The following is an 11,542-nucleotide window of genomic DNA, read 5'->3' as shown; positions in this document are numbered from 1 at the left end:
GAAGTCGGAGCTGGGGCTGCCGCCCGGCTCCCGGCAGGAGGGCGTCGACTCCGCCGGTCAGAACGAGACCCGTCAGCGGCCTGACATGCCTCCGCCTGGGCCGGGGGGCGATTCGAGCGCTGACCAGTCCGATGGGCGGAAGTCGGAGCTGGGGCTGCCGCCCGGCTCCCGGCAGGAGGGCGTCGACTCCGCCGGTCAGAACGAGACCCGTCAGCGGCCTGACATGCCTCCGCCCGTGGGTGGCGACCATGAAGTCACAGACAACACCGGGGTCCATAACCTCGAAGATCATTCCGAACAGCTTGCGGATGAGAATCCATTCGACCGTGATGATTCATCGGTCGATTCAAAGAAAGAAGATACAGGGGCGGCGAGCGGGGAGGACCAGGCTAACGTGAACGAAGTGCATTCAACGGAAGCGATCGAGTCGCAACACGCCCCAAATGGACTGAATTTCGCGCAGACGGTGGCTCAGCAAGTAGAACGAGGGCTGGCCGATGTAAAGAATTTGGCCGCCGAAATGGGGCACTTTGACAGCAAGGGGAAAGCCAGCATAAAGCCCTTGGGTGGGGGTAGGCTGTGGGCAAATAAGGAAAATAATGATCACCTAAAAGTAAAGGCTCAACTCGATCGCGTCAAATCAATGGAAAAAACAACAAGCCGCGGCGTGGAGAAGATAAGCAAGCAAGACATTGCCAGAGTTTACGATTATTACGCGGCGGTAGCGCTTGCAGATCCGAATAATCCAAGTGCCCAACATCGTAGGGACTTGATGAAATGGTACCTCGATCACTGGTGACATGGTGCCCCCGCCTGGGACGCCCTGGTCTGGTTCAGCGGGGAACCCCCTCCGCCCTGCGACGATCTTTGCCACTGGGGAGCGGCATTGGGTGGCATGCGAGATGCTGGCCTCCATGCCCAGAGTCGTGACGGTGAGAGTGCCGCTGGCGTGTTCAGGCCGAGCGGCCAGGATGCACTCAGACGCATGAACGATGGCCTGGTCGGCGACAGGTTCACGCTGCTTAAGTCGGAGCACCGCGCGGTTCGTGCCATCGAACCTTGACCGCCCTGGCCAGGTGCCCGCTGGGCGGTGTCCCACCCTTCGCCGGATGATCTAGCCCTGCTGATTGCCGCCGACGAGCGGCCATAGTTCGCTGGTTCGCTCCCAGGCAATGAGGGGGGCGAGTTGGCCTGAGCGCTCACTTCGGTGGGCCTCGTCGAGGGCTTTCAAAGTCGCGATTCACTCGATCCCTCAACTGGTCTGCGAAATACCATAGTTGAGGGAACCTGACAGTCTGGGGGACGGCCGTAATGGACGGGATGGACCTGGCGAATGCTGCGGTGAAGGCAGTGGCACAGGCGACTGCCGCTGCGGCTACCGCGGCTGGCGGCGCGATCGGCGGAACGGCCGTCGACCTGGTGCGCCACCGGTTAAGCGGCGGCGCACCAGGGAGAAGAAGCCGTTTTGGCGGTGGAAGAGTCACCGGACGATCCCGATGCGCGCTCGCGGTTGCGCGAGAGGCTGTTGGAGGCGCTATCCGAAGATCCGGCGTTCGCCGCGGATCTGGCGCGCGTGCTGCTCCCGCCCAAACCAACCTATGCGCCCACCTTTACGCACAGCATCAACGTCGACCGCGGCAGCCGGGCCCGCGGTACCTTTGTCACGGCAGATGTAGTTCCAGCGTCTGTGCTGGTCGGTGTGTTGCTGGGGCGGGTGCCAGGGTCCCGGCGTTTGCCGGATCGTCTCGACCTGGGGTGATTGATCTCGGTGGTGGGCCCCGGAAGCAGGTGGACACGGCACCTGTGGATCATGGAGTTCTCTACGCTGCAAGATCCATGAAGGTGCCGTGTTCGTTCCTCCATCATCCCCTGTCGCTGCCCCCGCGCCTCATGCGCCCTGCCTGGAAGTCCTCGGCGAGGGTGCCGCCAAGGATCAAGTCCGCGACCTGGTGGCCGGGTTCGAGTCGGTCACCGATCGCGAGGGGCTTGCGGAGTGCGGTCCCGGCTCTCCCCGCTGCTGGCCCTGGTGGTCTGCGCGATGACACCCGCCGGCCACGACTCGATCACCGCGGCGGCGGAGTGGTGCCGGCATGCGACGCCGGAGGAACTGGCAGCCTTCGGCCTGCCCTACCAGCCACTCCTTGGCCGCTACCGGGTGCCGAGCGAGAAGACCCTGCGCAGCGTCCTGGGACGCCTGGATCCCGGTGAGATCGGCACGGCCGGTTACGCATACCTTCGGCCCTTGCTGTCCGCACAGCCCCACCGGCCGGAGCCGGTGATGCCCGACGGCGGCACTGAGCGCGAACAGCGCCGGGCCCACCGGGCGGGCGCCCGTGCCGAGCCGGTACGGCTGCGGCGGCGGGCGATCGCGGTGGACGGCAAGTGCCTGCGTGGCGCGAGACGCCCGGACGGCAGCCGGGTCTTCGTCCTGTCCGCCGTCCGCCACGGCGACGGTGTCACTCTCGCCTCCCGCGAGATCGGCGCGAAGACCAACGAAATCCCCGAGTTCACACCTCTCCTCGACCAGATCGGCGGCAAGGACCTCGCGGGGGTGGTCATTACCGCCGATGCCCTCCACGCCTAACGCGACAACGCCACCTACCTGCGCGAACGCGGCGCTCACTGCCTGCTGACCATCAAGAACAACCAGCGCGGCCAGGCCCGTCAGCTCCACGCACCGCCCTGGAAGGAGATCCCCGTGATCCACCGCGACGACGCCCGGGGCCACGGCCGTCACGAGCAGCGGCTCGTGCAGGTCGTCACCGTCGAGGGCCTGCTCTTCCCGCACGCAGCCCAGGTCCTGCGCATCCAGCGCCGTCGCCGTCTCTACGGGGCGAAGAAATGGTCCAGCGAGACCGTCTAGGCCATCACCGACCTGCCCGCCGGGGAAGCGGACGCAGCCGAGGTCGCGTCCTGGGCTCGCGGGTAATGGACCGTGGAACATACCGTCCACTGGTGCCGCGATGTCACCTTCAACGAGGACAGGTCCCGAGTCAGGACCCACAACGCGCCCGCCGTACTCGCCGTCCTCCGCGACCTGATCCGCAGCACGCTCAAGCTCGCCGGCTACATCGACACCGCCGCCGGACGACGAGCCCACACCGAACGTCCCCGAGTCCTCGCCCTCTACCGCATCACATGATCAAACCAGACGATCCAGGCACTCGCCGGGACCCTGCCCCATGCCCCCCCGCAAGAAGTTCCTCCGCCCCTTCGAGCGGCCCCATGACCCTCCTCGGGCTCAGCCGACCAGCACCTGTCCAAGATCATCAGACGTTGCAATCACCTTGAGGCCGGGGACTGCTGTAACCCCGCGCCGCTATCTCTTCATGTACTGATCTTTCTGGCTGCCCTTGACGATCTGTCAGGGTGGGTACATGGGCGGTATGGGGACTTCGAATGCCGTTCGTTGGGGCCCGGCTGAGCGTGAGGCGCGGCGGATGCAGGCCGCCAGCCTGTTCGAACAAGGTGTGAGGCAGGTGCAGGTGGCCCGGTTGTTGGGGGTGTTCCGGCAGGCAGTCGGGCAGTGGCATGGGGCGTGGCAGGAAGGTGGCCGTGATGCGCTTGTGGCGCGGCCTGCTCGGCATTTCGCCCGTAATTTCCTCGGGCCGTTCGAGGTGGGCCGTCGCGTGCCGGATCCGAGCGTCCGTGAACTCGTGGAGGCCGCGGTCGTCAGCACTTTCTGACAACCCCCTGTGCAACAAGGCTAAGTATCTGCACGCCCAGCCGAGGAGAAAAGTGAGTACTCATTCGGGGACGCCTTCGCGGCGGACGCCCAGGTCCGGGTCGGGACGCAGACTGAGGGCCAGCGGGGTGCTTGTGGCCCTCGCGGCGACCGCGGCCTTGACGGCGTCGTCTCTGCCGGCGGCGCAGCCGGCGCAGGCGGATGTGCCGGTCGGGCCGATCCTGGGTGTCGCGGAGCAGGTGGTTCCGTACGCCCAGAAGGTCGCGACGCTCTACAGCCTTTACAAACAATACGTCCTGGGGGCGCCCAGTGAGCTGGACCAGATCAAGGCGCTGATCCAGCAGTCGCAGACGGAGATCGTCGGACAGATCGACGCGATCGCGACGGCGGGCGTGAACTCCGAGGCCCGGCGGACGGTCGAGCAGTTCGAGAGCATCGACTCCATGTCGCCCGACGCGCTGGCCGCATTCGTGAGTCTTGCGGTCGCGACGGTGGAGGACGCGGCGGCCGACCTGAACGCGGAGCAGACGGCGCCGGCCCAGGACGAACTCGGCTTCGACCTCAGCATCGTCGGGCCGATCGCCCTGGCGGCGTCGTTCAAGGCCGGCCAGGCGACCGACATCCTCACGACAGATCTCATCCAGGCCAACCAGACCGTCATCCAGAAGCTGACGCCCCAATGCGGTGTCTTCGCGTTCGACTTGAGTTTCACCGGCCCGCGACTGGCCAAGGGCGACTGTTTCGCCTACGACTCGAATGTGAAGATCCCCACGAACCCGGAAGCGCAGATCCCCGAGTTCTTCAAGGGGGTCGGGTTTGGTCAGAACGACTGGTCGGTGACCGGGAACTACGACGGGTTCGACTTCACCGCCCCCAAGATCACCGATTACTCCGAGGCCATCGCGACGGCAACGGCCGCCACCAGCTACCCCATCGCCCAGGCGTCGCTGCTGGCCCTCCAGCCCGCTGTCAGGCTGCAGACCGGTGCGCCGGTCGCGATGGTGGCCGAGACGGCGACGAACCAGCCGCTCAAGCCGCTGGACGTCTTCGGTGTGAGCGGGGCGGGCAACCTCAACCAGGGGACGTTCCAGCCAGACACGAGTGGTCATCAGGGCCAAGGCAAGTTCTCGGGGTTCTCCTCGTTCAACGGTGAGCCGCAGATGAGGTCGGTGGCGACCGCGGTTGACTACCAGGGTCGCACGGTGCTGTTCGCGACCGACCGGATCGGTCAGGTCTGGTACCGGTACCAGACGTCCGAGGGCAACGACAACAGTTGGATGTCGTGGGCGCAGATGCCCGGTAGCGACTTCAACAGCATCTCGGTGACCCGCAACCATGACGGCGCGCTGCAGTTGTTCGCCACCAACAGCAGCGGGCAGATGTTCACCAACTCCCAACTCCTCGGCGGTGACATCTTCCCGAAGCCGGCGAACGCCAAGCCGGCTCTCGATGTGTGGGGTGGCTGGCAGTTGATGGGCGGTGGCTGGATGAGCCAGGTGGTGGCCGTCACCGACGTGTCGAACGTGGTCGAGCTGTTCGGTCTGGGGATCGGTGGTGTCCTGTACCACCGCGAGCAGAGGTTCGTGAACACGGCGGACCCGGCGGCCGGCATCGTCTGGTCGGGCTGGACCAAGGTGAACGGCGCGCCGACCGACCTGTGGGAGGTCACGGCGACGACCAACTCCATCGGCCGGATCCTGCTGACGGCCACCACCGGTGACCGCAAGGTGTTCGACGTCCTGAAGGTCGGCGACAACCAGGTGGACGCCGACTACAGCAAGTGGGCGCAGATCCCGGGCACGTGGCGTCACATGACCGCCGCGGTCGAGGCGGGCCCCGAGGGGTTCGTCCAGATGATCGGGCTGGACCCGAGCGGCAACATCTTCCGCAACGACATCAACGGCGGTCTGAACCAGAGCACGAACACCCTCACCCCGGTCCAGGGCGGCTGGGCCCAGATCCCCGGCAACCTCGACCCGGCTAACAGCGGGTTCTGACGCGGCCCGGCGGACAGTCGTCATCGGGCGGCGGGCCTGGCGGCCCTCTCTCGCCGGGCCGCCTGGTAGGCGCTGGCCGGGTCGTCGGAGCATCCCGGGGCCGGGCGCCACCGGCCACCGGCCAAGGTGAAGGGATACCAGCGTCCGTCGGGCCCGGGGCGCCGCTGAATCCCGGCCGTGGTGTCAGTCAGCGCCTCGTCGGCGGTGTTCGAGGTCTCCGAGGACGAGGGCGCGGGAGGCCCGGATGCTGTCGCGGGCGCGCTCAAGCACGGACGGCGGTGTCGGAGCGGCGCGGAGAGCGGCGTGGCTACCGGCCGGCCCGCCGTGCCGGTAGCCGATCATCATGGTGCGCAGGGTGCCCGCGAAGTGGCCGCTGGATCGTGCGGCTTCCGGGAGCCGGCTCACTCCGTCGGGTGTGGCGAGGATCCGCACGGTGTCGGCGAGCACCTTCGTGGAACTTGCAGCGTAGAGAACTCCATGATCCACAGGTGCCGTGTCCACCTGCTTCCGGGGCCCACCACCGAGATCAATCACCCCAGACCGAGGCGATCCGGGCAACGCCGGGGCCCTGGGGCGGGTGCTGGCATGAGTACGGCCACCGTGATCATGAACGTTTGTGACGACGTATCAAGACGTGGTGGCCGTGGAAGCAACGATAGCCGAGCGGGCGTGGGGTGAGGCGTTCGGGAGGGCGATGCGCGTGGTCGCTGGCTGCTTCGCGCGACGTGAAGTCCGGGCGACGGCGGCAGAGTTGGTCGCGGGGCTGTTGCTGGAGGTTGACACGCGGAACTGCTGGACGCTCGCGCAGGTTCTGGGTCATCCGGGCCCGCACCGGCTGCAGCACCTGCTCTCGCGCGCCCGGTTCGACCATGAGCGGGCTCGGCAGGAGATCGCCTGCCTCGTGATCGATGAACTCGCCAGTCAGAGCGTGGTGCTGGTGGCAGACGAGACAGGGGCTGCGAAGTCGTCCACGGACTGCGTGGGCGCTGGCCGGCAGTACTCCGGTGCGATCGGCGGTGTCGGACTGTGCCAGGTGGCGGTGCACCTGGCGGCGGTCACCTCCACGACGAAGGTGATCATCGACCGGGCTCTGTATCTCCCGGCGGACTGGGCCGCGGACGAGGAACGCCGCGAGGTCGCCGGAGTACCGGAGGAGATCGCTTTCGCGACGAAGCCGCAGCAGGCGCTGGCCATGGTCACCGACGCGTTGGCCGCCGGGCTGAAGACCCACTGGTTCACGGGTGACGAGGTGTACTGCGGGCGCGAACTACGCCGAGCATAAGGGCGTTGAGGCTCGGCTACACGGTCGGCATCGCCGCTGCGTATCAAGTCACCGACGGGACGGGTCGTCGGGGGGAGGCGCGCAAGCTGATCAACAAGGTGCGGCCCGGGCAGTGGATGCGCCGGCGGACAGGACACGGCGCCAAGGGCACCCGCGAGTACGACTGGGCCTGGCTCGATGTCCGCCCCGACGATGCTCCCGACGAGAACGAGAACGAGAACGAGAACGAGAACGAGAGGGAGGCCGGGACGAGTGTGCTGGTCGCGCGGCGGCACCGCTACACCGGTGAGGTGTCCTACTTCCGCTGCTGGGCACCCGGCGACGTCCCGCTCGGCACGCTGGTGGAAGTGATCTGTCTCAGGTGGCGGATCGAGGAGACCTTCCAGCTGGCCAAGGGCTTCACCGGACTCGACCAGGGTCAGGTGACCTGCTGGAACTCATGGATGCGCTGGTCACTGTTCTCCCTGATCGCCGCCGCTGTCCTCGCCCTCACGGCCACCGTCGTCCACGACGCCGCCGAGGACGAGCCCGCACTCGTTTCGCTGAGCTGCCCCGAGCTCATCCGGCTCCTGCGAGCCCTCGTGCTGCCGCCACCCGTCCGCGAGCGTGACCACGTCCTGCACTGGACCGCCTGGCGGCGCCATCACCAAGCCGTCGCGACCGCCTGCCACCAGCAACGACACCACCGTCACGACCAACCCTGACCAAGAACTACAGCTGCCGTGTTTGTGCTCGGCGATCAAGCGATCACCAAGATCCGCAAGGGCGATCCCTGGGCGCTGCTAGCGGTAGTCGCGGCTGTCGCCGTGATGGCTCTCTTGATCTACGGGATTGCTCGGCTGGCCACCGGCGACGACGGCCCGCCGTCACCCGATCCTGGGCCCAGGGTCACCGCGCTCAAGGACTCCGCGATGGTAAAGGCTGTCGTACCCGATCTGCACAGCATTCCCAGCGGCTGGACCAGCAGCGACTCGACATCTCGCACCAAGGGACCTGCCGCTTGCCAGAAGCTGCAGCCAGACAGGTGCCCGGGGCTCCTCGGCGTGGCCCATGGCGCCTTCGACGACCCTTACGACCATTTCGCGGATTTCTCGGTGGCCGCTTGGGATTCGGCCGACGACGCACAAGGCTTCTACGACCGCGTCACCGAGGAGTTGCTGACGGGGAAAGAACACTTCAAGCCCGTGGCCATGCCAGCCTTCGGTGACCAGTCGATCGCCATCCAGATAACGGATGATAATTCGAACAAACGGGGCGAACCAATGGTGCAGGTGGGCACCGTTGTCATCGTGGTATTCGAGGCGGACAAGGCAGAGTATTTCGGGGACTACCAGCTAGATGTGTTGCAGGCGCTGACGGACATGATGGCGCAACGCGCCCAAGAGGCTTAGGACGGGCACACCCCTTCCGCGACGGTGCAGGAATGATCAGCCAGTGGTATCGGCCGCTCAGGTCCCCTGGGACCGGGGGCGCTCAGTCCGCGACGACGCGCAGCGGTCTCCCAGTGGATCCCGTTTGCGGCCTGCGAGAGCATCCAGGGCTACGGGGCGGGATGACCATGACACCGTTGAGCAGTTCGGCGCCAGCGACCGGGAAGCTCCGGAGTCGTCCAGCGACACAGATCAGTCGACCAGTGCGGAATCGGGCTGAGCAGGGCGGTCAAGGTTCGATGGCGCGAACCGCGCAGGAGCCCAACTTCGATGGCAATCGGTCAAGGATCAATGACACAGGACAACGGGCGCGGGCCCGCCGCACGAGGCGAAGGGGGCCCGGTGGCGGGGATCGAGCGGGAGCCAGCGGAGGGTGCGGATACCCAAGGCGGCACTGAACGCCGTCGCCGCGGCGCTGAGCGTGCGCACGGTGGCGATGCGGACCTGGCCCGACGGCATCGAGTGGATGTACCCGGTGGGCACGTGGGACGAGGCGCACCTGGAGGTGGCGCTCACGCCCGGCGGCGAGGAGGTGTGGCTGCGGATGTCCACCGACCGCTCCAGCGTCGCCGTGTGGACCGTCGAGCAGTGGCACGCCTTCGCCGGGGAGCTGCCCGGCGCCGCGCCGCCGCGAGCCTGAGCCGCGGTCGGCCGGCGCACGGACCGCGGAGGTCGGCGTGGCTCCGGCGGGTCCGGGTCGTTGAGCACCCGGCCGCCCTGTGGCGGGGTGCTGGCCGCCGGAGCGACGCGAGCGAGGACCGATGCCGAAGAAGCCCCACGACCCGACGTACGGGTTCGACGCGGAGAAGAACACGGTCCGGGTCGATCAGCACGACCTGGCGCGGCTGCTGCTGATGTTCCGCAAGGTGATGCGAGAGCAGCCGCCCGTCAAGTGGAAGCACATGCACGACTACGACCTGTCCTTCGAGCGCCTCGCGGACGCGGTCGACGCCAGTTCGCAGATGCGGTACGGCCAGCGCTGGACAGGGCCTGATCTGCGGGTGCGCTGCACTACGACCGAGCCGGCCTACACGTGGCCGGGCGGCGCCCCGTACGACGTGGAGGCGACGTTCACCTGGATGGTGCCGGGCTACGGCTCGCACGCCACCAAGGACGAATCCTCCCGGGGCGTCACGCACAAGGCGCTGTGCGGGTTCAGCTGGGCGAAGAGCGACCGGCCGCGCCGGATGGACGGGCTGCCGGAGTGCCCGGAGTGCCGGCGCGAGGTGCAGCTCGGTGCCGACCGGCCCCGCGGCGCCTGGTGACAACCGCCGTTGCCACCGGGTGGCAACGGGTGGATACGGCGGTGGCTACGATGCGCAGCGGCCCGGCCCCGGCAGTTGCGATGCCGGGGCCGGGCCGTTGTCACGGGGCGGCTATCCGAGCCAGACGATGTTCAGGACCGTCAGGCTGTGCAGGGGCCGGTTGATCCAGTAGGTGACGGAGAGCTGGCCGATGGCCGCGTAGCGGATGTCCTCGCCCTCGTCGTCGTTGCTGTCGAACTGCCGGAAGCCCCGTGGATCGGCGGCGGCCGCGGTGAGGATGTCCCACACGGTGTCCGCCGCGTGCTAGGGCAGGGCGTCGAGGACCTTGGCGGCCGGGGCGGAGACGCGGACCGCGTACGGCGACGGGCTCACCGGCGCCGTGGGCGGAGCTCCGCCAGGTCGACGGCGTCGCTGTCGTCGTAGCCGGAGGCGATAAAGGCGTCGACGGCCGGGGCGTGCGCGATGCGGCCCTGCCAGTCCTGGACGACTTCGTAGAGCCCGGCCAGGGAGAACGTGCGGCGGGATTCCTCGAGCGCGGCCGCCCACTCCCGCTCGAAGGCCGGCACCCACCGGTCCGCGCGCTTGTCGGCGCGCAGCTTGGCGAGGAGTTCGGCCGGCGCCCCGGGCGCGGGGGCGTACGGCGTGACGGGGGCGTGGTCGGGCTGCGCGCTCATCTGGTCCTCCCGGCAGGTCGTACCGCCACGGTACGCGTGCCTGGTGGGCGTGGATGCGGGCATGGGACAGATCCCTTCTGCCGGGTCAGGGTGCCGGCGACAGTGTGGGGGCGTGCGGGGAGGACTGCTGGCCGAGGAACTGGCCGTGCGCGGTCTCAGCGAACCGCCAGCCGGTGGGCGAGTGCTTCGTGCGCCACGGCCGCGGTTCCTCCAGCGTCTCCATCTGTCCGTCGGGGTGCTGGAGGCAGACGCCGATGCCGTAGACGCCGAACTCCAGCAGCTTCTCCGGGTAGTGCACGGTGGGAGCACGGGTGATGATCACCCGGCGCGTGCAGAACTCTATGAACTTCTGCACTGCGTCCATGGTCAGATGGGAGGCGCTGGCAGTCCGCACGGTGGCCAGCCGAGCCTGGCACGGACGAACGACGTGCCGGACGACTTGGCCGCCGGTGACGGTGCAGATCCCGGTCGGCGCCCCGCGGACGTGGGCGCGCTGCTGATTGGAGAGGGACTCCAGAGGGACGGGCAGGCTGTGCGGTAGCGCCATCAGCACGTCCAGGCCGCCGAAGCCGTACCCGGTGGCGACGCCCGAACCGACGGCGTGACGCCGCTCGTGTTCCGCGTCGTCGATGTCGAGCTGGAGTTCCGCGACGCCGAAACCGGCCGATGTGGGGACCGTTGCGAGCATCTCGTCTCCCTACAGAACCAGGGCAAGGGCGAGGGCCACGACGCGCTGACGCGTCGGGTCGTCCTGCTGGTCCCAGGTCCCGGCGATGTGCTCAAGGAGGCTAGCCGTCGCGTCGAACGCCACGGCGCCCGCCGTCGAAGCGCGGCAGTGGCAGCCCGGCCAGCACCGCCCGGAGCCGATCGGTGTCGATCCGACCGTGGTTCAGGCCCCCGTACATCGCTCCGTGCCCACGACGGTGCTCGGGCAGCAGCGTCAGGTCAACCGGGGACTTGACCGCACCGTCCGCGCACAGCACCGCATCCGCCAGCTCGAACAACTCATCGCGCCGGGCGGTCAGACACTCGTAGAACTCGGCCCCGGAAGCGTGACGCTTCTGCGAATGCTTCGCTTCGGACAGCCTCTGGCAGCAGACTCACTCTCGCGGCCTTCGTCTCGGTCCCGTGCAGCTTGGTCGGAGCACATGATCAGACGAAGGCCGCCCCCGCGTCTGGCGAACCACCAGGTGAGGGATCAAGTTCGGG

Annotated in this window: 13 protein-coding genes and 2 pseudogenes; 10 read left to right on the top strand and 5 right to left on the bottom strand. The window is 67.8% G+C overall.

What is annotated here, in order from left to right; genetic code table 11:
* The 5 genes and pseudogenes from ABZ861_RS07270 to ABZ861_RS07250 form a co-directional block, all read left to right on the top strand.
* A partial coding sequence (locus tag ABZ861_RS07270) for a hypothetical protein (RefSeq protein WP_361625090.1) occupies positions 1-799 on the top strand: 799 nt, incomplete at its 5' end.
* A 666-nt stretch (positions 800-1,465) separates the two neighbouring features.
* On the top strand, positions 1,466-1,759 hold the full coding sequence (locus ABZ861_RS07265) for a hypothetical protein (protein ID WP_361625087.1): 294 nt from the start codon (positions 1,466-1,468) through the stop codon (positions 1,757-1,759).
* 88 nt (positions 1,760-1,847) lie between these two features.
* Positions 1,848-3,142: pseudogene (locus ABZ861_RS07260) on the top strand (ISAs1 family transposase).
* A gap of 235 nt (positions 3,143-3,377) precedes the next feature.
* Positions 3,378-3,686 (top strand): helix-turn-helix domain-containing protein, encoded by a 309-nt coding sequence (locus tag ABZ861_RS07255; protein ID WP_361625084.1) that lies wholly within the window; start codon positions 3,378-3,380, stop codon positions 3,684-3,686.
* A gap of 133 nt (positions 3,687-3,819) precedes the next feature.
* On the top strand, positions 3,820-5,682 hold the full coding sequence (locus ABZ861_RS07250) for a hypothetical protein (RefSeq protein WP_361625081.1): 1,863 nt from the start codon (positions 3,820-3,822) through the stop codon (positions 5,680-5,682).
* Between the two features lie 183 nt (positions 5,683-5,865).
* Here the strand turns inward: ABZ861_RS07250 and ABZ861_RS07245 are convergent, their stop codons facing one another.
* A complete protein-coding gene (locus ABZ861_RS07245) occupies positions 5,866-6,168 on the bottom strand; it encodes a hypothetical protein (protein WP_361625078.1) in 303 nt (100 codons plus the stop codon).
* Positions 6,169-6,319: 151 nt separating this feature from the next.
* On the opposite strand from ABZ861_RS07245, the gene ABZ861_RS07240 reads away from it, so the two are divergent.
* From ABZ861_RS07240 to ABZ861_RS07220, 5 genes are all read left to right on the top strand, one after another.
* Complete coding sequence (locus tag ABZ861_RS07240; protein WP_361625075.1) at positions 6,320-6,964, top strand: transposase; 645 nt, start codon at positions 6,320-6,322, stop codon at positions 6,962-6,964.
* 5 nt (positions 6,965-6,969) lie between these two features.
* A complete protein-coding gene (locus tag ABZ861_RS07235; protein WP_361625072.1) occupies positions 6,970-7,668 on the top strand; it encodes a hypothetical protein in 699 nt (232 codons plus the stop codon).
* A gap of 18 nt (positions 7,669-7,686) precedes the next feature.
* Positions 7,687-8,355, top strand: coding sequence for a hypothetical protein (locus ABZ861_RS07230; protein WP_361625069.1), 669 nt, complete (start codon positions 7,687-7,689; stop codon positions 8,353-8,355).
* Positions 8,356-8,767: 412 nt separating this feature from the next.
* A complete protein-coding gene (locus ABZ861_RS07225) occupies positions 8,768-9,034 on the top strand; it encodes a hypothetical protein (protein ID WP_361625066.1) in 267 nt (88 codons plus the stop codon).
* Positions 9,035-9,155: 121 nt separating this feature from the next.
* Entirely contained in the window at positions 9,156-9,659 is a 504-nt protein-coding gene (locus tag ABZ861_RS07220; RefSeq protein WP_361625063.1) for a hypothetical protein, read from the top strand.
* 111 nt (positions 9,660-9,770) lie between these two features.
* On the opposite strand, the gene ABZ861_RS07215 is transcribed toward ABZ861_RS07220, so the two are convergent.
* From ABZ861_RS07215 to ABZ861_RS07200, 4 genes and pseudogenes are all read right to left on the bottom strand, one after another.
* Positions 9,771-9,947 carry a hypothetical protein gene (locus ABZ861_RS07215; RefSeq protein WP_361625060.1) on the bottom strand — a complete coding sequence of 59 codons (177 nt, stop codon included), beginning with the start codon at positions 9,945-9,947 and terminating at the stop codon, positions 9,771-9,773.
* A gap of 80 nt (positions 9,948-10,027) precedes the next feature.
* Positions 10,028-10,333 carry a DUF6247 family protein gene (locus tag ABZ861_RS07210; protein WP_361625057.1) on the bottom strand — a complete coding sequence of 102 codons (306 nt, stop codon included), beginning with the start codon at positions 10,331-10,333 and terminating at the stop codon, positions 10,028-10,030.
* An 85-nt stretch (positions 10,334-10,418) separates the two neighbouring features.
* The gene (locus ABZ861_RS07205; RefSeq protein WP_361625054.1) at positions 10,419-11,021 is read right to left on the bottom strand and encodes a hypothetical protein; all 603 of its coding nucleotides are present in this window, start codon (positions 11,019-11,021) and stop codon (positions 10,419-10,421) included.
* A 139-nt stretch (positions 11,022-11,160) separates the two neighbouring features.
* Positions 11,161-11,437 (bottom strand): annotated as a pseudogene (locus ABZ861_RS07200) (transposase); the annotation flags it as partial.
* Between the last annotated feature and the right edge of the window lie 105 nt (positions 11,438-11,542).

It is taken from the genome of Streptomyces sp. NPDC046985, assembly GCF_040644415.1.
In the GTDB taxonomy this organism is placed as follows: Bacteria; Actinomycetota; Actinomycetes; order Streptomycetales; family Streptomycetaceae; genus Streptomyces.
Note: the sequence above shows the minus strand (reverse complement) of the source record. Positions and strands in the feature narration are given on the sequence as shown.

Bases quoted from the DNA above. Each gene is read 5' to 3' on its own strand.
- ABZ861_RS07210 (WP_361625057.1), bottom strand. From the start codon at position 10,333: ATGAGCGCGCAGCCCGACCACGCCCCCGTCACGCCGTACGCCCCCGCG.
- ABZ861_RS07220 (WP_361625063.1), top strand. From the start codon at position 9,156: ATGCCGAAGAAGCCCCACGACCCGACGTACGGGTTCGACGCGGAGAAG.
- ABZ861_RS07255 (WP_361625084.1), top strand. From the start codon at position 3,378: ATGGGCGGTATGGGGACTTCGAATGCCGTTCGTTGGGGCCCGGCTGAG.
- ABZ861_RS07205 (WP_361625054.1), bottom strand. From the start codon at position 11,021: ATGCTCGCAACGGTCCCCACATCGGCCGGTTTCGGCGTCGCGGAACTC.